We start from the raw sequence: 17,466 nt of genomic DNA on the forward strand, positions 1-17,466 counted from the left end.
AGGTCAGGCCTTACAGATCGATGCGACGTCGTCGACGCCGGCGGCGGGTGTAGTCGGTGAGCTTGTCGCCCCGGAAGATGGATTCTGTTTGCTCGGCTTCTTGGTACTCGTGTGGCTCGGAGTAGTGGTAGCGGTACTACGCGGAGTGTTCGAGGTCTTACCGTCTCCTCCTGAGCCGTCCTTGTCCAGCGATTCGGACTTCGCGATCGCCTCCGCGACCTTGGTCTTGATCAGCGCGAAGTCGGGATCGCTGGTCTTGATCAACGGCGGGACCGCGGAGAAGCTTGACACCGGGAGCTTCTTCGCGTCCAGCGCGAGGTCGGTGAAGGTGCCGAGTTCGCCCGCCGGGATGCTGGTCTTGACCACCTCTTTACTGGCCGAGGCGATCTTCTGGAACTTGGTCAACACGACCGAGGGCGAGAGCTGGTTCAGCATCGCGGCCATCACGCACTTCTGCCGCGCCATCCGGTCGTAGTCCGACGACTCGGCCCGGGAGCGGGCGAACCAGAGCGCGTGGTAGCCGTCCAGGTGGACGTTCTTGCCCGGCTCGATGTAGCCCTTGATCGGGGTCGACTCGCCGCCGATCGGGACCCGTTTGCCGATGTCCAGGGTGATCCCGCCGACCGCGTTCAGCAGGTCGCGGAAGCCGGCCAGGTCGATCAGTACGTAGTAGTTGATCTTCAGCCCGGTGACCGCCTCGATCGCCTGCGTGGTCGCGGTCTCACCGGGGTTCGGGTCGCCGGGGAACAGGCTCTTGTGGCCGACGGCGTACGTGTAGACGGCGTTCAGCAGGCACTGCGCGCCGCAGTCCTTCCACTTGAACCCGTCCGGGAACTGCTTCGCCATCGCCGTACCGGCGGGGAACGGCACCTTCGCGAGGTTCCGCGGGAGGCCGATCAGGACGGTACGGCCGGTGTTCGCGTCGACGCTGGCCACCGTCATGCTGTCCGGGCGGGTGCCGACCCGGTCCGCGCCGGAGTCGCCGCCCATCAGCAGCACGTTGTAGCGGCCCTTGTCGGCCTCGGACTTGGTGCCGTGGCCGAACACGCTGGCGACGAAGTCGCGCTGGGTGTTCACGATCACACTCGCGTAGACGAGGGCACCGACCACGACGAAGATCAGCACGCCGTCGAGGACGCTGGTGATCAGCCGGTGGTTGCGCTCGAGCATCAGCGGCTGGCTGATCCGGTACGCGTCCACGAACAGTGCCGCCCAGCCGACCGCGAGCAGGATCAGCAGGATCTGTACCAGCCGCAGCGTCCTCGGCTGGGCCAGGAAGTTGATCGTGCCCGAGCGCCAGATCAGGCCCAGGACGATCAGGAACACGATGATCGCGATCAGTCCGGCGACCACCCGCCAGGCCCAGCGGCCGGCTTTCCGGCTGCCCGCGACGATCTGCGCCGATCCGGGCAGGATCAGCGTCATCAACAGCAGTGTCAGCGCCCGCTTGAACCGGACCGGTTCGCGGAGGTTGCGCAGGTCTGGCTTCTCCTGCGGCATGACGTCCTTCCGTTCTCCACTCGGGCGGTCTGTTCCCGACCGTACCTGGTTGCTTGTCATCACCTTGTACGACGTGCCGGTGGCAGCGATGGTTCGCACCCGGGCGGATCCGGAGACGAAGAGTAGCAGCCTCCTCACACAGCGCAGGAAAACCCGTGCTCCCACCCTGCTTCATGCAGCTGTGATGGTCCACGAGCGATGGATGCGTTACGAAGTGTTTCAAGTACAAACAGTGAGGAAACCGCCCCCATGAAAATGTTCCGCACAGTCCTGGCCGTGACCGCGGTCGCGACCACCACCCTGCTCGGCACCAGCGCGGCCCAAGCGGCCCCTGGCGCCGACTTCACCGGGATCGCCGCGCTGAGCAACTGCTCCGCCTCCCTTGTCCGGTACGCCGAATCCGTCGACACGGACAAGGCCCTCGTACTCACCAACGGCCACTGCTACGAAGGCGGGTTCCTGCAGCCCGGCCAGGTCCTGGTGAACAAGTCCTCGACCCGTTCGATCACGCTGCTGAACCCGGACTCGAGCCGCGCCGGTACGGTCCGCGCCGACAAGATCCTGTTCGGCACGATGACCAAGACCGACCTGATCGTGTACGAGGTGAACGAGACCTACGCGTCGATCAAGAGCCGCCTGCACGTCAACCCGCTGACGCTCGCCAAGCAGGGCCCCGCCGACGGCGCCGGCATGGCCGTCGTCTCCGGGTACTGGAAGCGGATCTACACCTGCTCGGTGCAGGCCACCATCCCGCAGCTCCGCGAGGGCGACTGGACCTGGCAGGACTCGATCAAGTACCAGCAGCCCGGCTGCGAGACGATCGGCGGTACGTCAGGATCGCCCGTCGTCAGCACGTCCACCGGCGAGATGATCGGCATCAACAACACCGGCAACGAAGACGGCGAGCAATGCACGGTGAACAACCCGTGCGAGGTCGACGCGAACGGCAACGTCACGGTCGACCAGGGCGCCGCGTACGGCGAACAGACTTGGTGGCTCTACACCTGCCTGACCGCCAGTCGCACCATCGACCTGAACAAGTCCGGTTGTGAACTGCCCAAGCCGACCCGGCGTCGTTGACGCTCGGTGAACATCTGTGCGGGGTGACGCACACCACTCCCAAATCCTGTAACGTCGCCCCGCATGGCAGTCGACTCAGCTACTGACCGCGTGCCCACGACCAGTTGGCCGAGCCCGTTCGGAGTACGGACGCGGCTGGTCGCGTCCAGCGCGCTGATGCTCTTCACCGAGCTCGCGCTGATCCGCTGGACCGGCTCGAACGTCGTCCACCTCAGCTACTTCTCGAACTTCGTCCTGCTCGGGTCGTTCCTCGGCATCGGGATCGGCGTCCTCCGGTCCGGCCGGGCGAAACGGCTGCCGTACTACTCGCCGATCATGCTCGGGCTGCTGGTTCTCGTGATCGCCTGGAAGCCGGTCACCGTCAACCGGGGCGGTTCGTCGAGCGTCATCTACTTCACCAGCCTGAACACCACCGGGCCGCCGACCTGGGTGATCCTGCCGATCATCTTCATCGCGGCCGCGGTCGTACTGGCCGGCCCGGCCGAACTCGTCGGCCGGTGTTTCGCGGAGCTGCCGCGGCTGACGGCGTACCGCTTCGACCTGGTCGGCAGTCTGGTCGGGATCGTCTCGTTCACCGCGCTGTCGTTCCTCGGCGCGCCGCCGATCTGGTGGGGCCTGATCGTCACGATCGTGTTCGCGGCGCTGATGATCCCGCGGACCGTCACCGCGCCGGGCAAGCGGCTCGTCGCGACCGCTGTGAGCGCGGCCCTGGTACTGACGCCGCTGCTCGTGATGATCGGGATCCTGTTCCACGAGTCGACCCGGCCGGACCTCAGTTGGTCGCCGTACTACAAGGTGAAGACCAAGCAGTACAGCTGGGAAGGCGTCCCGCTGCTCACCATCACGGTGAACGGCGTACCGCACCAGCAGGCGATCCCCGCGGACGCGCGGCTGCAGTGGGAACCGCAGTACGGCCTCCCGTACGAGCGGGCCACCGCCGGCAAGCAGCCGAAGAACGTACTGATCATCGGCGCCGGCTCCGGGTCGGACGTCGCGATCGCGCTGAAGAAGGGCGCGACGCATGTCGACGCGGTCGAGATCGATCCGCGGATCCGCGACCTCGGCAAGGCGCTGAACCCGGACCGGCCGTACCAGGACCCGCGGGTCTCGTCGCACATCGACGACGGGCGGGCGTTCCTGTCCCGGACCGACAAGAAGTACGACATGATCCTGCTCGCGCTGCCCGACTCGCTGACGCTGGTCAACGGTGCGAGCTCGCTGCGGCTGGAGAGCTACCTGTTCACCAAGCAGGCCTTCGAGTCCGCGCGCGCTCACCTGAACCCCGGCGGCGCGTTCGCGATGTACAACTACTACCGCGAGACCTGGCTGATCGACCGGTTGGCGTCGACGGCGCAGGAGGCGTTCGGGCACAAGCCGTGTGTCGACAAGATCGGCGACGGTCTGCAGCAGGCGGTCGTCACGGTCGGCCTGACCGAACAGGACCAGACCTGTGCGTCGGAGTGGGCCGGGCCGAGCGAGATCACCCCGCCGCCCGCGACCGACAACCGCCCGTTCCTGTACCTGTTCACCGACCGGATCCCGTCGTTGTACCTGGTCACGCTCGGGCTGATCCTGGTCGCGGGCCTGGTCGGCGTCGGCATCGCCGGCGGCGGAGCGTCGTACAAGCGGATGCGTCCGTACGCGGACCTGTTCCTGCTCGGTGCGGGCTTCATGCTGCTGGAGACCAAGAGCATCACCGGGTTCGCGTTGCTGTTCGGTACGACGTGGGTCGTGAACGCGATCGTGTTCGCCGGCGTGCTGGTGGCGGTGCTCGCGGCGGTCGAAGTGACCAGGCGGTTCAAGACACCACCGGTGAAGGTGATGTTCGCGGTGCTGTTCGGCGGGCTCGCGCTGTCATGGGTGTTCCCGGACAGCTGGCTGCTCGGGATGCCGGTCGGGCTGCGCGCGCTGGTCGCTGTCCTGATCGCGTTCCTGCCGATCTTCGCGGCGAACGTGATCTTCGCGAAGCGGTTCACCGACACCGCGGACGGTACGGCGTCGTTCGGCGCGAACCTGCTCGGCGCGATGCTCGGCGGCTGTCTCGAGTACGCCGCGCTGATCATCGGGTTCCACGGACTGCTGATCATCGCCGCGCTGCTGTACCTCGGCGCGTTCCTGCTGAGCCCGAAGATCAACGCCTTGAGATCCACTGGCAGCTGACTGGCAGTTGGTACAGGTTCGGCCCGTTCACGGGGTTCCGGCGGGGTCCTGATGGCAGGATCTGAGACATGACGTGGCTCGTGACTGGTGGTGCTGGGTACATCGGAGCGCATGTGGTGCGGGCGTTCCGCGACGACGGGATCGACGTGGTCGTGATCGACGACCTGTCGAGCGGGAAGGCGGAGTTCGTCCCGGACGGCGTGCCGTTCGTCCGGGCGAATCTGCTGGACGGTGCGGCGGTCCGCCAGGCGCTGGACGGCGTCGAGGGCGTCGTCCACCTGGCCGGCTTCAAGTACGCCGGGGTGTCGGTGGAACGGCCGCTGCACACGTACACCCAGAACGTGACCGCGATGATGTCGTTGCTCGAGGCAATGGCAGAGAAGTCGGTGACCAACATCGTCTTCTCCTCCAGCGCCGGGGTGTACGGAACCCCGCGGGACGAGGAGGTGACCGAGGACACCGCCCCGGACCCGCAGTCGCCGTACGGTGAGTCGAAGCTGATCGGCGAGTGGCTGCTCCGCGACCAGGCCGCCGCGACGGACCTGCACCACACCTCGCTGCGGTACTTCAACGTGGTCGGCTCCGGCGACCCGGCGGTGTACGACGCCAGCCCGTACAACCTGTTCCCGATCGTCTGCGACCTGCTCACCCAGGGCAAGGTCCCGCAGATCTACGGCACCGACCACCCGACCCCGGACGGCACGTCGGTGAAGGACTACGTACACGTCGCCGACCTGGCCCGGGCCCACGTCGCGGCCGCCCGCGCGCTCGAGTCCGGCAAGACCCTCGAACGCGTCTACAACCTGGGCAGCGGCACCGGTACGTCGGTCCGCCAGATCATGGACGCCGCCCGCCGGGTCACCGGCATCGACTTCACCCCGGACGAAGGCCCCCGCCGGCCCGGCGACCCGTCCCGGGTGGTCGCGAACGGCGACCTGGCCGCCCGCGACCTCGGCTGGCAGAACACCTACACCGTCGACGAGATGTTCGCCACGGCGTGGGAGGCCTGGCCGAAGAGCTAAATCGGCGCACCGGCTGTACCCTGTGCCGCAGTTCATTGTGCTGCCCGTACCACGGGCACCGATCGAGGGGTGCGGTCCATGAGTCACGAGAGCCTGCCGACGTTCCTGGCGAAGATCGACCTCTTCCACGGACTGTCCGCGGACACGCTGTCCGATCTGGTCGAGCGGGGGACCACCTTGAAGGTCCCGGCCGGGCAGCACGTGGTCGAGCAGGGCGCGAACGACGCCGGCCTGCAGGTCGTACTGGAGGGTTCGGCCGAGGTCGAGGTCAACGGCGTCGAACGCGAGGCGCTGGGCGTCGGGGACTACTTCGGCGAGATCTCGTTGATCGACGGGCTGCCGCGGTCCGCGACCGTGGTGGCCGGACCGGACGGGCTGACCACGTTCGCGCTGTCCGCGCTGGCGTTCGCGCCGGTCGTCAAGGGGAACCCGGACGTCGCGCAGGCGCTGCTCAAGGCGCTGACGGCCCGGATCCGCTCGCTCGAGTCCGGAAGCTGACCGCCCGCCGGGGCTCCATGACCGAGGAGCGCAAGGTCGTCACTGTGCTGTTCTGCGACCTGGTCGGTTTCACCGCGGCCTCGGAGTCGGCCGACCCCGAGGACGTCCGCCGTTGGCTGACGCCGTACCACTCGACCCTGCGGCAGACGGTCGAGCGGTACGGCGGAACGGTCGAGAAGTTCGCCGGCGACGCCATCCTGGCCGTGTTCGGGGCGCCGCGGTCCAGGGAGGACGACGCCGAACGTGCGGTCCGCGCGGGGCTCGCGATCCTCGACGCGGTGGCCGCGATGCCGGACGGCCCGCTCGAGGTCCGGATCGGCATCGAGACCGGGGAAGCGCTGGTCCAGGTGACCGCGCGGCCCGAGTTGGGTGAACCGTTCGTCACCGGCATGGTCGTCAACCTCGCCGCCCGGCTCCAGTCGTCCGCGCCGATCGGCGCTGTCGTCGTGGGGGCGGGCACCCACGACGCGACGAGCCGTGTGTTCGGCTACGACGCCCTGGAACCCGTGGCCGCGAAGGGCGTCAGCCGTCCGGTGGAGCGCTGGCGGGCCGGTCCGCCGCGCGCGCGGTTCGGCGCGGATGTGATCCGCGACCTGAGCACGCCGCTGGTCGGCCGGCAGCGCGATCTCACCCTGCTGTGCGCCACGTTCGAGAAGGCGGTCGCGGAACGCGTACCGCAGTTCGTCACGCTGCTCGGCGAACCCGGGATCGGCAAGTCCCGGCTGGTCGCGGAGTTCGGCGCCTGGCTCGACCGGCACGCGGAACCCGTCACCTGGCGTGAGGGCCGTTGCCTTCCGTACGGCGATGCACCGTTCGCGCCGGTGGCGGAGATCTTCAAGGAGCAGGCCGGGATCCTCGACACCGAGCCGCCGGCACAGGCCGCGGCGAAACTGGACGCGATCCTGCCGGACGGTACCGATCGCGCCTGGTTGCGGGCGCGGGTCGCGCCGCTGGTCGGGGCCGAGAGCTCCGCCCAGCCGGGTGCGGTGACGCAGGAGGAGTCCTTCGGCGCTTGGCGGCAGTTGCTCGAGTCGATCGCCGACCAGTCACCGCTCGTGTTGGTGTTCGAGGACCTGCACTGGGCATCGGACGCCCTGCTCGCGTTCGTGGACCACCTGGCGGACTGGACGACCGACCTGCCGCTGCTGGTCCTCGTCACCAGCCGGCCCGAGCTGCTCGAACGCGGCCCCCGCTGGACCCGCGGCGTGCAGAACTCCCTGACGATCGGCCTGTCCCCGTTGGCCGACGACGAGACCGGCGAGGTCCTGACCGGCCGGCTCGGCGGCCTGGACGTACCGGACGAGATCCGGCAACGACTGGTACGGCGTGCGGACGGCAATCCGCTGTACGCCGAGGAGCTCGCGCGGATCGTGATCGACTGCGGACCGGACCAGGCCGCCTCCGGTGAGCTGCCCGCCGGGATCGCAGCGATCATCGCGGCTCGGTTGGACACCCTGGATCCCGAGCAGAAGGCGCTGATCGCCGCCGCCGCGGTCATCGGCCGCATCTTCTGGGCCGAAGCGGTCGCCGCCCTGACCGGCGGGGCACCCTCCGAGGTCGTCACGGCGCTGCGGGAGCTGGCTCGCAAGGAGCTCGTGCGGCCGGTCCGGCAGTCGTCGATGCTCGGCCAGCACGAGTACACCTTCTGGCATGCGCTGACTCGCGACGTGGCCTACAGCCAGCTACCGCGCGCGGCTCGGTCGGCGGCGCACCTGGCCGCCGCCGACTGGCTGGATCTGCGCTGCGCGGCCTGTCAGGCCGAGACGCCGAACCTGATCGCCCACCACCTGACCACCGCGCTCGACCTGGCCGCGGCGCTCGGTGACACGGCGGCGGTGGCGTCGATCACGCCTCGGGCACGCAAGTACCTGCTGATGGCCGCCGAGCAGGCCATGAACCTCGACACCAGCCAGGCGATGGCGCTGCTCGACCGTACGTTGGCCCTGACGCCGGAAGGGGATCCGGAGCGTCCCGTGGTGCTGACCCGCTGGGGCTGGGCGGCGTTCGTGGCCGGCCGGCTCGACGACGCGCGCGCCGCGTACCGCGAGGCCGTTGCGGGCTTCGAGGCGTCCGGCGACCGGCACGGGTTGGCCCTCGCGTTGCGTGCGTCGACGTACGCGATGAGCAACATGGCGGAGAGCCTGGCGACCGTCGACCGGGCGGTCGCGATGCTGGAAGAGCTCGGGCCGAGCGAGGACCTGGTGCAACTGCTGTCCGGGCAGGCGAGCCTGCTGCTGATGGCGAGCCGGCGGGCCGACTCGATCGTCGCCGCGGACCGGGCGCTGCGGATGGCCGCCGAGCACGGGTACGCCGCACCGCACCGGGCGCTGGAGGCCCGCGGGCTGGCCCGGATCAGTCAGGGTGACACCGGCGGGCTGGTCGATGTGAAGGAGGCGTTGTCCGCCCTGCTCGACCTCGGCCGCGGGCGGGACACGGCGGTGATCTGGCTGAACTACGGCTGGGTGCTGTGGCAGATCGAGGGGCCGGTGGTCGCGGAAGGTGAGCTGGCCACCGCTCGCGAGTTCGCCGTCCGGCGCCGTTTGGTCGAGCTGGAGCAGCAGATCAGCTGCACCGTGCTGCAACTGACGATCGAGATCGGCCGACCGGCCGACGCCGCCGCGGCATGCCGAGCCCAGCTGGACGACCCCGGCCCCGCCTTCACCACCCTCCGCCGAATCGAGGTCCTCGCCGCCCTGGCCGTCGCCGAACTCGAGTCCATGAGTCCGGAGTACGCCGCGGAGGCGGACGTGCCGGGGGCCGGTGAGTGGGCCGAGGAGGCTTATCGGTTGGCGGTTGATGTCGGGTGGCCGGATCTGATCGTCGTTGCCGGCTCGCCCGCGGCGACCGCGCGAGCCCGTCGCGGCGATCGGAGCGGCGTACTGGAGATCCTTCAGCGACTGGGCGCGCTGACCGACCTGCGGGGCAGCCTCGAGTTCGAGGCCAGGCTGCCGGCGCTGGTCCGGGCGGCGCTGCTCGCCGGACACGCCGAGCCTGCCGCCGCCCTCGCGGACCTGGTGGAGCCGGTGCTGCCACTGCGTGAGTACTCGGTCGGCACGGCGCGGGCGCTCCTCGCCGAGCACCGGGGCGACCTCGAGACCGCGGCCGCCGGGTTCGCCCGGGCGGCGGCGGACTGGGGTGCCTTCGGCAACAAACTGGAACAGGCCCACGCCCTGCGCGGCCTGCATCGCACGACCGGTGATCCGGAGGCGCTGGTGCGGGCCGAGCAGCTGTTCAGGACCCGGGGTACTCCTTCTTGAAGAAGCCGGACGGGCCCAGGTTCATACTGCCGGGGCCGGTCAGGACCCCACCTTCCACCGGGAGAGTGTGGCCGGTGATCCAGGACGCGTCGTCGGAGGCCAGGAAGGCGACAGCGGCCGCGATGTCCTCCGGCTCGCCGACGCGACCCAGCGGGTACATCTTGCTGAAGCGCTCCAGCGTGTCCGGCTGACTGTCCCAGTTCGGTGTCCGAATGGTGCCGGGGGCAACGACATTGAACCGGACGCCGAGCTCCCCGTACCGCGCGGCGTAGTTCACCGTCAGCGCGATCTGCCCGGCCTTGGCGGCGGCGTACTCGATGTTGCCGAACGCGGCGAGACCGTTCACCGAGCTGATCGTGACCACATTGCCCCGGTTCTTCACCAGCTGTGGGAGCGCGGCCTGGATGCAGCGCGAAGCGCCGACCAGCGTCAGGTCCAGCTGCGCGTGGAACTCCTCGGCGGTCGCGTCCTCCGGGACCGTACGGACGATGCAGCCGCCCGCGTTGTTCACCACGACGTCGAGGCGGCCGAAACGCTCCACAGCAGCCGCGACCGCCGCGTCCACGTCGTCGCGGTTCGTCACGTCGACGCGTACCGGCAACGCCTGCTCGCCGATCTCCTTCGCGACCTCGGCGAGCTTGTCCTCCTGCAGGTCGGTCACCACCACCGCGGCGCCCTCGTCCGCCAGCCGCCGCGCGACCGCCGAACCGATACCCTGCGCCGCCGCCGTGACCAGCGCTACCTTGCCCTCGAACCGTCGCACTACCCCTCCGTTTGTTCAGTCGAGTATTCGGTCGACCTTCTCGTCCGCGACCCGGCGCTCCAGCTTCGCGGCGTCCAGGTTGCGGCAGAGCACGATCGAACCACCTCCCGAGATCACGCCGACCAGCAGGCCCAGACCGTCTCGATCGGTGAGCGTCCGGGTGACGAGGACGCGGTCGGTGACGAGCTCCGCCGTAGCGATGAGCTGCTCGTGGGTGAGTTCGTCGTACGCCGGGGAGGTGGGCGTCGGCGCGTCGTAGGGGGAGAAGACGTCGGGGTGGTTGTAGACCTCGGCACCGTAGTCGTGCACGCCGTCCGGCAGCGGCTCGCGGAACCGGCCGCCGAGCGGGAGGAGTGCGGACGCGACGGTCTCGCGTTCGCCGCGGATCGCGAAGTCCGGGCCGGTGATCGCAATCGTCCCGGTACCGCTGGTCAGCGCGGCGCCGGCCGACCAGGTGGACAGTGCCCAGACCACGCCGAGCCAGTGCGGCGGGAGGCCGATCGCGACGGTGTCGCCGGACTCGGCGTCGTACTCGTCCTGGAGCAGGTTGGCGGTCTTGGCCACCCAGTTCGCGGTGGTGACCGCGCTCAGCTCGATCCGCTCGCCGGTCGCGTCGTCGTAGTAGGTGAGGAACGGCTTGGCCCCGTCCCGGCGGACCGCGGCCGCGAACAGGTCGGGCAGGACTCGTGACATATGGCCCACCCTACGGTTCGCGGACGGGCGTACGTTGGAGGGGGAACAAGTGGAAAGAAGGGCTACCCATGGTGCCGGAGCTAGCGCTGCCCGAAGGCGGCGAATGGATCGTCATCCTCGTCATCGTCGTACTCCTGTTCGGAGCCAAGAAGCTCCCCGAACTGACCCGCAACGCCGCCAAGGCGATGAAGGAATTCGAAAAAGCCCGTCACAGCGACGACGACGAAACCCCGGCCCAGGTAACCCAGGCCCAGCCCCCACAGCCACAGCCCCAGGCGCAGCCGCCGGCTCAGCAGGCACCTGTGGATGACAAGAACCCGACACAAAACACCGGACAGTAGTACGCGCTAGTTGAGCTCGGTGGCTGCGGCGCGTAACGCCGCGGCTACTACTGCTGTTGGTTCCGGCAGTCGACCGGGTAGGCGGGCGAGGATTGTGCGGCGGAGTTCTTGGGGGCCTCCGTCGACGGTGAGGACTTTGACGCCGGGTGGGACGGCGGGGGACATCGACGCGGAGATTGTGGTGATGCCCGCGCCGGCTGCGACCAGTTGGAGTTTGGCGAACCAGTCGCGGACCGTATGCGCGACCACCGGCCGTTCGTCCAGCCCTGGCCACACGCCCATCCACAGCTCGTTGCTCGAGGCAGGTCCCGCGATCCAGCGCTGACCGTGCAGGTCGGCGACCCGCACCGAGTCGTACGCCGCCAGCGGATGACCGGCCGGCACCGCCAGCCGCAGGCTCCGCTCGGCCAGCGTCTCCAGTTTGAGCGCCGGCGTCTCCGCGTCCGGCGGCCGGAACGGTGGCGCCGACGCGATCAGCGCCAGATCGATCGTCCCGGCCCGGAGCGCCCGCACCAGCGCGGGCGTGGAACCTTCGCGGGTGGTCACGGTGACGGCCGGATGCGTACGCCGTACCGCGCTGCTTGCCCGCGGCAACAAAACCGCGCCGGCACTCGGGAACCAGCCGAGCCGTACGGTCCCGCCCGCGGCCGGCAGCCCGGCGAGTTCGCGCGCCGTCGCGTCGAGCTGATCGAGGATGCCGGCGGCGTTCCGCAGGACGACCTGACCGGATGCGGTCAGCTCCACCCCTTCCCGCCGCCGCTCCAGCAGCCGGCCGCCGGCCGCACGTTCGAGCGTCGCGATCTGCCGGGAGACCGCGGACTGCGTGTACCCGAGAGCGGACGCCGCGGCGGTGAACGTACCGCGCTCCGCCACCTCCCGGAACACCCGCAACGCAACCAGCGAGACGTCGGTGAAGTCCATGACATCTACGCATACCACGTGTGCTCAACTTTCGTTGGAGTCATACCTCCACCGGACCTACGTTGGGCCCCATGAGAACCGCACTGATCACCGGAGCCAACCAAGGCATCGGCTACGCCTTAGTAGAAGAACTCGCCAACCGCATGAACCCCGAAGACCTCGTACTCCTCACCGGACGAAACCCCGAACGAGTCGCCGCCGCAGTAGCTCAGGTCGGTGGAAGGGCTCGGGTTGAGGGGCGGGTGCTGGATGTCACCGACGCGGAAGCTGTGTGGCGGTTGGCGGGTGAGCTGGGGGGTGTGGACATTGTGGTGTCCAACGCTGTGGGGCCGTTGGAGCCGGGGAAGGCGGCGGGGGAGCAGGTGGATGGGTTTGTGGATGTGGCGAATCTTGGCGCGCAGTACATGTTGCGGGCGTTCGGGCCGGTTCTGCGGCCGGGTGGGCGGTTGATTGTGGTGGCCAGTTCGCTGGGGACGTTGGCGCAGTTGCCCGAGGGCTTGTGGGGGCGCTTCGACGGGGCCTCGCTGGACGACGTCGAGAAGGTCGTGGAGGAATGGCGTACGGCGGTGCACGACGGTACGGCGGCCGCTGCCGGCTGGCCGGAGTGGATCAACCTGCCGTCGAAGGTCGCGCAGGTGGCGGCGGTCCGCGCGGTCGCGGCCGAGCGCCGTACGACGGACCTCGCGAACGGCACGCTGGTCGCCTCGGTCTGCCCCGGGCTGGTGGACACCCGCGCCTCGCGGCCGTGGTTCGACGACTTCAGCCAGGCGAAGTCCCCGGCCGAGGCGGTCCGGCCGATCGCCGACCTGACCCTCGCCGATCACGTCGCCCCGGAGCTGTACGGCGAACTGATCCGCGACGGCCGGATCGTCGCGTGGAAGCCGACGGCCGCACGGTAGTCCACCCCTCGGGAACGCCCCCGTCCGGCCGAGGCGGTTAGGTTAGCCTAATTTTCGTGAGGGGCTCGACGATACGTGCAGAGATCGGGCGGCTGACTCGGTCCGGGGACTCGCGGTTGACCTGCCCGGTACGCGTCGAGGGGATCGAATCGCTGACCCCGGGGTTCACGCGGGTCACGGTGCAAGGAGACGGGCTGGCGGCGTACCGCACGATCCGTCCGGCGGACGCGTTCAAGCTGATGATCCCGCCGGACGGCTTCGGCAGTGTCCGGATGCCGAAGGTCGGCCCATCCGGCGCCCCGGTCTGGCCGGAGGATCGCCCGACCCCGCTGACCCGCGAATTCACCGTCCGTACGTTCGACCCCGGCACCCGCCGGCTCGCGTTCGATGTCGTACTGCACGGCGACAGCCCCGCGATCACCTGGCTCGGCAACACCCGCCCCGGCGACACCCTCGTACTGCTCGGCATGCGCCGCGAGTTCCACGCCGGCGACGTCGACCATCACCTGCTGATCGGCGATTCCACGTCCCTCCCGGCGATCGCGAGCATCGTCGAGAGTCTCGACGTACCGTCGACCGTTTACCTGCAGGCCGAGTCGCCGGCCGAACGCTCCCTGGTGAAGGGCGACGTCCAGTGGATCCACGCGCAGCCGCTCACCGCGCTGGAGCAGACCGTACGGACGTTCGTACGGCCGCCCGGGCGCCTGCAGGCGTGGTGTGCGGCCGAGGCGGGCGTGGTGCGGTCGATCCGGTCGTACCTCGTCGACGACCTCGGCGTACATCGCGACGACCTGCACACCGCCCCGTACTGGACTGCCGACCCCGCGGTCGTGCAGGCGCCCGAGTTCTCATAGGGTTCTGACATGCTGATCCTGGCCGGCCTGGGCCTGATCCTGGTGCTGACCGTTGCCACCGGCTACTTCGTGTCCCAGGAGTTCGCGTACGTCGCCGTCGACCGGAGCCGTCTGAGGACGCTCGCCGAGGACGGTGACGCGGCGGCCGCGCGGGCGCTGAAGGTCACCGAGCGGCTGTCGTTCATGCTGTCCGGCGCGCAGGTCGGCATCACGATCACCGCGCTGCTCGCCGGGTACTTCGCCGAGCCGTACCTGGGCGAAGGCCTCGAGCACCTGCTCGGCGCGGCCGGCGTACCGCAGAGTGTCGGCCTGTCGATCTCGGTGATCCTGGCGTTGCTGTTGGCAACGATCATCCAGATGGTGCTCGGCGAACTGGCCCCGAAGAACCTAGCGATCGCCCGCGCCGAGGCGATCGCGCTGCGGCTGTCCCGGTCCACGCTGATGTACCTGACCCTGGCCGGACCGGTGATCCACCTGTTCGACTCGGCGTCGAACCGGATCCTCCGCCGGGTCGGCATCGAGCCGGTCGAGGAGCTGCCGCAGGGCGCGACCCCGCAGGAGCTCGACCGGATCATCGAAACCTCGTACGAACAGGGCCTGCTGGACGAGGACACCATGCGGCTGCTGGACCGCGGCCTGGACTTCCGCGGCCGTACGGCCGGCGAGGCGATGGTGCCGCGGGTCGACGTCGTCACCGTGCACCGCGACGAGCCGCTGACCCGCGTGGTCGAGCTGCAGGACACCGGGCACAGCAGGTTCCCGGTCGTCGGCGAGTCGGTCGACGAGGTGGTCGGCGTGGTCGCGATCGGCGACGTGGTCGAACTGGACCCGGCCGACCGCGCGACGATCGCGGTCGGATCGCTGGCCTCGCCGCCGGTCGCCGTACCGACGACACTGCCGCTGCCCGGCGTCCTCGAACGGCTGCGAGTCGCGCGCCGCCAGCTCGCGATCGTCGTCGACGAGTACGGCGGCTTCGCCGGCATCGTGTCGCTGGAGGACATCGCCGAGGAACTGGTCGGCGAGATCCGGGACGAGGACGACCTGCCGGAGACCCGGCTGGTACAGGGCGGCGACGGGTCGTGGGTGGTGCCGGCCAGATGGCGGCTCGACGAGGTCGAGGGGGCCACCGGCGTACCGCTGCCGACCAGCGACGACTACGAGACCGTGTCCGGGCTGGTGATGGCCCGGCTCGGGCGGATCCCCGACGTCGGTGACACGCTGGTCGTCGAGCTGCCGCAGCGGATCGACCACGAGGGCAAGCCGATTCCGGCCGAGCACGTACGGCTGACGGTGCAGACGCTCGAGCGCCGGGTGCCGGGCATCGTGGTGATGGAGCGGATGCGATGAGTACGACGTGGGCGTTGATCATCTCCGCCGTACTGCTGGCGCTGAACGGGTTCTTCGTCGCGGCCGAGTTCGCGCTGGTGGCGTCGAAGCGGCACCGGCTCGAGGAGGCGGCCGCGTCCGGCAGCCGGTCCGCGCGGGCCGCGATCGCCGGGGTCAGCGAGCTGTCGCTGATGCTCGCCGGCGCCCAGCTCGGGATCACGCTGTGCACGCTGGGGCTCGGTTCGCTGAGTGAGCCGGCGGTGGCGCACCTGCTGCATCCGCTGTTCGAGCTGGCCCACATCCCGGAGGGCGTCGGGCATGTGATCGCGCTGATCCTCGCGGTCGGCGGTATCGGCCTGCTGCACGTCCTGCTCGGCGAGATGGCGCCGAAGTCGTGGGCGATCAGCAACCCGGAGCGGTCCGCGCTGATCCTCGCGCTGCCGTTCCGCGGGTTCACGTACGTGTTCCGTCCGCTGCTGAGCGTCCTGAACTGGATCGCGAACCTCTGCGTCCGGCTGATCGGCGTGACCCCGCAGAACGAGATCGCCAACGCACACGGGCCGGACGAGCTGCGGCTGCTGATCGAGTCCTCGCGTGAGCACGGGACACTCGAGGAGCCCGAACACGAACTGCTGACCGCGATGCTGGCGTTGCAGAACACCACCGTCGGGCAGGTGATGACGCCGATCGCCGAGCTGTCCACGGTCGCGTCGACCGCCTCGGCCCGCGAGGTCGAGCTGACCAGCCGGCGCGAGGGCCACTCCCGCTTGGCCGTTGTCTCCGATACGTCGATCTGCGGCATCGTGCACGTCCGCGACGCGGCCCGCGCGACGACCGCGGGTGACACCACGAGCCGCGCGGCCGACCTGATGATGACCGCGCTCGAACTCGGCGAGAACACCCCGGTGGCGAAGGCGATCCGGACCATGCGGGAGGAACGCTCCCAGCTCGCGGTCGTCTGCGGCGGCGAGCAGGCGATCGGCGTGGTCGCGCTCGAGGACCTGCTCGAAGAGGTGATCGGCGAGTTCGACGACGAGACCGACCCGATCGTCAGGGCCGCCGACTAGCGCCTGGCTATGGTGTGCGTGTGGCGATTTCACGGCTTGGGTTGGTGGTTCACCAGGGTCGTCCGACGGCGGTCGAGACCGCCGGGACGGTACGGCGCTGGGCGACCGCGCACGGCATCGGCTGTACGGACATCGACGTCTGGAAGGACCACCAGGAACGCCGGACCGGTACCGACGAGCTGCATCATGCGGGTGACCCGGACCTGGTCGTCACGCTCGGCGGCGACGGTACGTTCCTGCGCGGCGCCCGGATCGCGGCGAAGAACAACGCCGCCGTACTGGGCGTCGACCTCGGCAAGGTCGGGTTCCTGACCGAGGTCGCCTGCAAGGACGTCGAGGCCGCGCTCGAGGCCGTCCATCACGGCGGAGCGACGTACGAGGAACGGATGACGCTGACGATGCGGGCGTCGCGGCCGTTGGAGATCCCGGCCGGGATCGAGTCGCTGCTGCGATACGGGCACGGGCCCGCGCTACCGCCACCGCCGGTGCGGCACGAGGTGGCCGAGGGTGACGGGTGGGGGATGGCGCTCGACGTGACCGCGTTGAACGACGTCGTGGTCGAGAAGCTCGCGCGGGATCACCAGGTCGCGTTGGGCGTGTACCTGTCCGGCCGGTTGCTCGCGTCGTACTCGGCCGACGCCGTGATCGTCGCGACTCCGACAGGGTCGACGGCGTACAGCTTCGCGGCGGGCGGGCCGATCCTGTCGCCGACCACCGAGGCGATCGTGTTCACCCCGGTCGCGCCGCACATGACGTTCAACCGGACGGTCGTCGCCGCACCGGACGAGCCGATCGCGCTGCGGGTGCTGCCGCATTCGGGGCAGGCGGCGGTCAGCATCGACGGTCAGCTGCGTGGCGTACTCGATCCGGGCGACTGGATCGGGGTGTACGGGTCGCCGCAGCGGCTGCGGCTGGTACGCCTTCGGCCGACCGACTTCTACGGGCGGTTGCGCGACCGCTTCCGGCTCACCGACGCACCGGCGACCGCACTGGACGGCGAGGCCGAACTGTTCTGGCAGCCCTCGGATACGCCCGTCCCACCGGACCTTCAGCACTTGCGGCTGCCGTCTCGCGACGACCGGTAG

Annotated in this window: 15 protein-coding genes; 11 read left to right on the forward strand and 4 right to left on the reverse strand. The window is 69.5% G+C overall.

Annotated features, from left to right (window positions below):
• Nucleotides 1-3 precede the first annotated feature (3 nt).
• A complete protein-coding gene (locus tag ACFYRU_RS27470) occupies nt 4-1,638 on the reverse strand; it encodes an LCP family protein (RefSeq protein ID WP_387663551.1) in 1,635 nt (544 codons plus the stop codon).
• 111 nt (nt 1,639-1,749) lie between these two features.
• Between ACFYRU_RS27470 and ACFYRU_RS27475 the strand changes: the two genes are divergently transcribed.
• From ACFYRU_RS27475 to ACFYRU_RS27495, 5 genes are all read left to right on the forward strand, one after another.
• Entirely contained in the window at nt 1,750-2,580 is an 831-nt protein-coding gene (locus ACFYRU_RS27475; protein WP_387663553.1) for a serine protease, read from the forward strand.
• Between the two features lie 90 nt (nt 2,581-2,670).
• Entirely contained in the window at nt 2,671-4,740 is a 2,070-nt protein-coding gene (locus ACFYRU_RS27480) for a spermidine synthase (RefSeq protein WP_387663554.1), read from the forward strand.
• Nucleotides 4,741-4,808: 68 nt separating this feature from the next.
• A complete protein-coding gene (galE, locus tag ACFYRU_RS27485) occupies nt 4,809-5,762 on the forward strand; it encodes a UDP-glucose 4-epimerase GalE (RefSeq protein WP_387663556.1) in 954 nt (317 codons plus the stop codon).
• Between the two features lie 78 nt (nt 5,763-5,840).
• Nucleotides 5,841-6,260: a Crp/Fnr family transcriptional regulator gene (locus ACFYRU_RS27490; RefSeq protein ID WP_387663558.1), complete on the forward strand. Its 420-nt coding sequence runs from the start codon at nt 5,841-5,843 to the stop codon at nt 6,258-6,260.
• Nucleotides 6,261-6,277: 17 nt separating this feature from the next.
• Nucleotides 6,278-9,517: an AAA family ATPase gene (locus ACFYRU_RS27495; protein WP_387663560.1), complete on the forward strand. Its 3,240-nt coding sequence runs from the start codon at nt 6,278-6,280 to the stop codon at nt 9,515-9,517.
• On the opposite strand, the gene ACFYRU_RS27500 is transcribed toward ACFYRU_RS27495, so the two are convergent.
• Both ACFYRU_RS27500 and ACFYRU_RS27505 read right to left on the reverse strand, forming a co-directional pair.
• On the reverse strand, nt 9,492-10,280 hold the full coding sequence (locus ACFYRU_RS27500; RefSeq protein ID WP_387663562.1) for an SDR family NAD(P)-dependent oxidoreductase: 789 nt from the start codon (nt 10,278-10,280) through the stop codon (nt 9,492-9,494). The genes ACFYRU_RS27495 and ACFYRU_RS27500 overlap by 26 nt on opposite strands.
• Nucleotides 10,281-10,295: 15 nt before the next feature.
• The gene (locus ACFYRU_RS27505) at nt 10,296-10,973 is read right to left on the reverse strand and encodes a TIGR03089 family protein (RefSeq protein ID WP_387663564.1); all 678 of its coding nucleotides are present in this window, start codon (nt 10,971-10,973) and stop codon (nt 10,296-10,298) included.
• A 68-nt stretch (nt 10,974-11,041) separates the two neighbouring features.
• Between ACFYRU_RS27505 and ACFYRU_RS27510 the strand changes: the two genes are divergently transcribed.
• Nucleotides 11,042-11,314: a twin-arginine translocase TatA/TatE family subunit gene (locus tag ACFYRU_RS27510; RefSeq protein ID WP_387663566.1), complete on the forward strand. Its 273-nt coding sequence runs from the start codon at nt 11,042-11,044 to the stop codon at nt 11,312-11,314.
• Between the two features lie 6 nt (nt 11,315-11,320).
• Here the strand turns inward: ACFYRU_RS27510 and ACFYRU_RS27515 are convergent, their stop codons facing one another.
• Entirely contained in the window at nt 11,321-12,235 is a 915-nt protein-coding gene (locus ACFYRU_RS27515) for a LysR family transcriptional regulator (RefSeq protein WP_387663568.1), read from the reverse strand.
• Between the two features lie 71 nt (nt 12,236-12,306).
• On the opposite strand from ACFYRU_RS27515, the gene ACFYRU_RS27520 reads away from it, so the two are divergent.
• The 5 genes from ACFYRU_RS27520 to ACFYRU_RS27540 are packed head-to-tail and all read left to right on the forward strand — an operon-like array spanning nt 12,307 to nt 17,466.
• On the forward strand, nt 12,307-13,134 hold the full coding sequence (locus ACFYRU_RS27520) for an SDR family NAD(P)-dependent oxidoreductase (RefSeq protein WP_387663570.1): 828 nt from the start codon (nt 12,307-12,309) through the stop codon (nt 13,132-13,134).
• A gap of 56 nt (nt 13,135-13,190) precedes the next feature.
• Nucleotides 13,191-13,988, forward strand: a complete 798-nt coding sequence (locus ACFYRU_RS27525; protein WP_387663572.1) for a siderophore-interacting protein — start codon at nt 13,191-13,193, stop codon at nt 13,986-13,988.
• Between the two features lie 9 nt (nt 13,989-13,997).
• Complete coding sequence (locus ACFYRU_RS27530; protein WP_387663574.1) at nt 13,998-15,335, forward strand: hemolysin family protein; 1,338 nt, start codon at nt 13,998-14,000, stop codon at nt 15,333-15,335.
• Nucleotides 15,332-16,381 carry a hemolysin family protein gene (locus tag ACFYRU_RS27535; protein ID WP_387663576.1) on the forward strand — a complete coding sequence of 350 codons (1,050 nt, stop codon included), beginning with the start codon at nt 15,332-15,334 and terminating at the stop codon, nt 16,379-16,381. The genes ACFYRU_RS27530 and ACFYRU_RS27535 overlap by 4 nt, the downstream gene beginning before the upstream one ends.
• Nucleotides 16,382-16,401: 20 nt before the next feature.
• Complete coding sequence (locus tag ACFYRU_RS27540; RefSeq protein WP_387663578.1) at nt 16,402-17,466, forward strand: NAD(+)/NADH kinase; 1,065 nt, start codon at nt 16,402-16,404, stop codon at nt 17,464-17,466.

The organism is Kribbella sp. NPDC004536 (genome assembly GCF_042873835.1).
In the GTDB taxonomy this organism is placed as follows: domain Bacteria; phylum Actinomycetota; class Actinomycetes; order Propionibacteriales; family Kribbellaceae; genus Kribbella.

Excerpts from the sequence above, each read along its gene's own strand:
- ACFYRU_RS27475 (WP_387663553.1), top strand. The coding sequence starts at position 1,750 with ATGAAAATGTTCCGCACAGTCCTGGCCGTGACCGCGGTCGCGACCACC.
- ACFYRU_RS27505 (WP_387663564.1), bottom strand. The coding sequence starts at position 10,973 with ATGTCACGAGTCCTGCCCGACCTGTTCGCGGCCGCGGTCCGCCGGGAC.
- ACFYRU_RS27530 (WP_387663574.1), top strand. The coding sequence starts at position 13,998 with ATGCTGATCCTGGCCGGCCTGGGCCTGATCCTGGTGCTGACCGTTGCC.
- galE (WP_387663556.1), top strand. The coding sequence starts at position 4,809 with ATGACGTGGCTCGTGACTGGTGGTGCTGGGTACATCGGAGCGCATGTG.
- ACFYRU_RS27510 (WP_387663566.1), top strand. The coding sequence starts at position 11,042 with ATGGTGCCGGAGCTAGCGCTGCCCGAAGGCGGCGAATGGATCGTCATC.
- ACFYRU_RS27520 (WP_387663570.1), top strand. The coding sequence starts at position 12,307 with ATGAGAACCGCACTGATCACCGGAGCCAACCAAGGCATCGGCTACGCC.
- ACFYRU_RS27515 (WP_387663568.1), bottom strand. The coding sequence starts at position 12,235 with ATGGACTTCACCGACGTCTCGCTGGTTGCGTTGCGGGTGTTCCGGGAG.
- ACFYRU_RS27490 (WP_387663558.1), top strand. The coding sequence starts at position 5,841 with ATGAGTCACGAGAGCCTGCCGACGTTCCTGGCGAAGATCGACCTCTTC.
- ACFYRU_RS27495 (WP_387663560.1), top strand. The coding sequence starts at position 6,278 with ATGACCGAGGAGCGCAAGGTCGTCACTGTGCTGTTCTGCGACCTGGTC.
- ACFYRU_RS27535 (WP_387663576.1), top strand. The coding sequence starts at position 15,332 with ATGAGTACGACGTGGGCGTTGATCATCTCCGCCGTACTGCTGGCGCTG.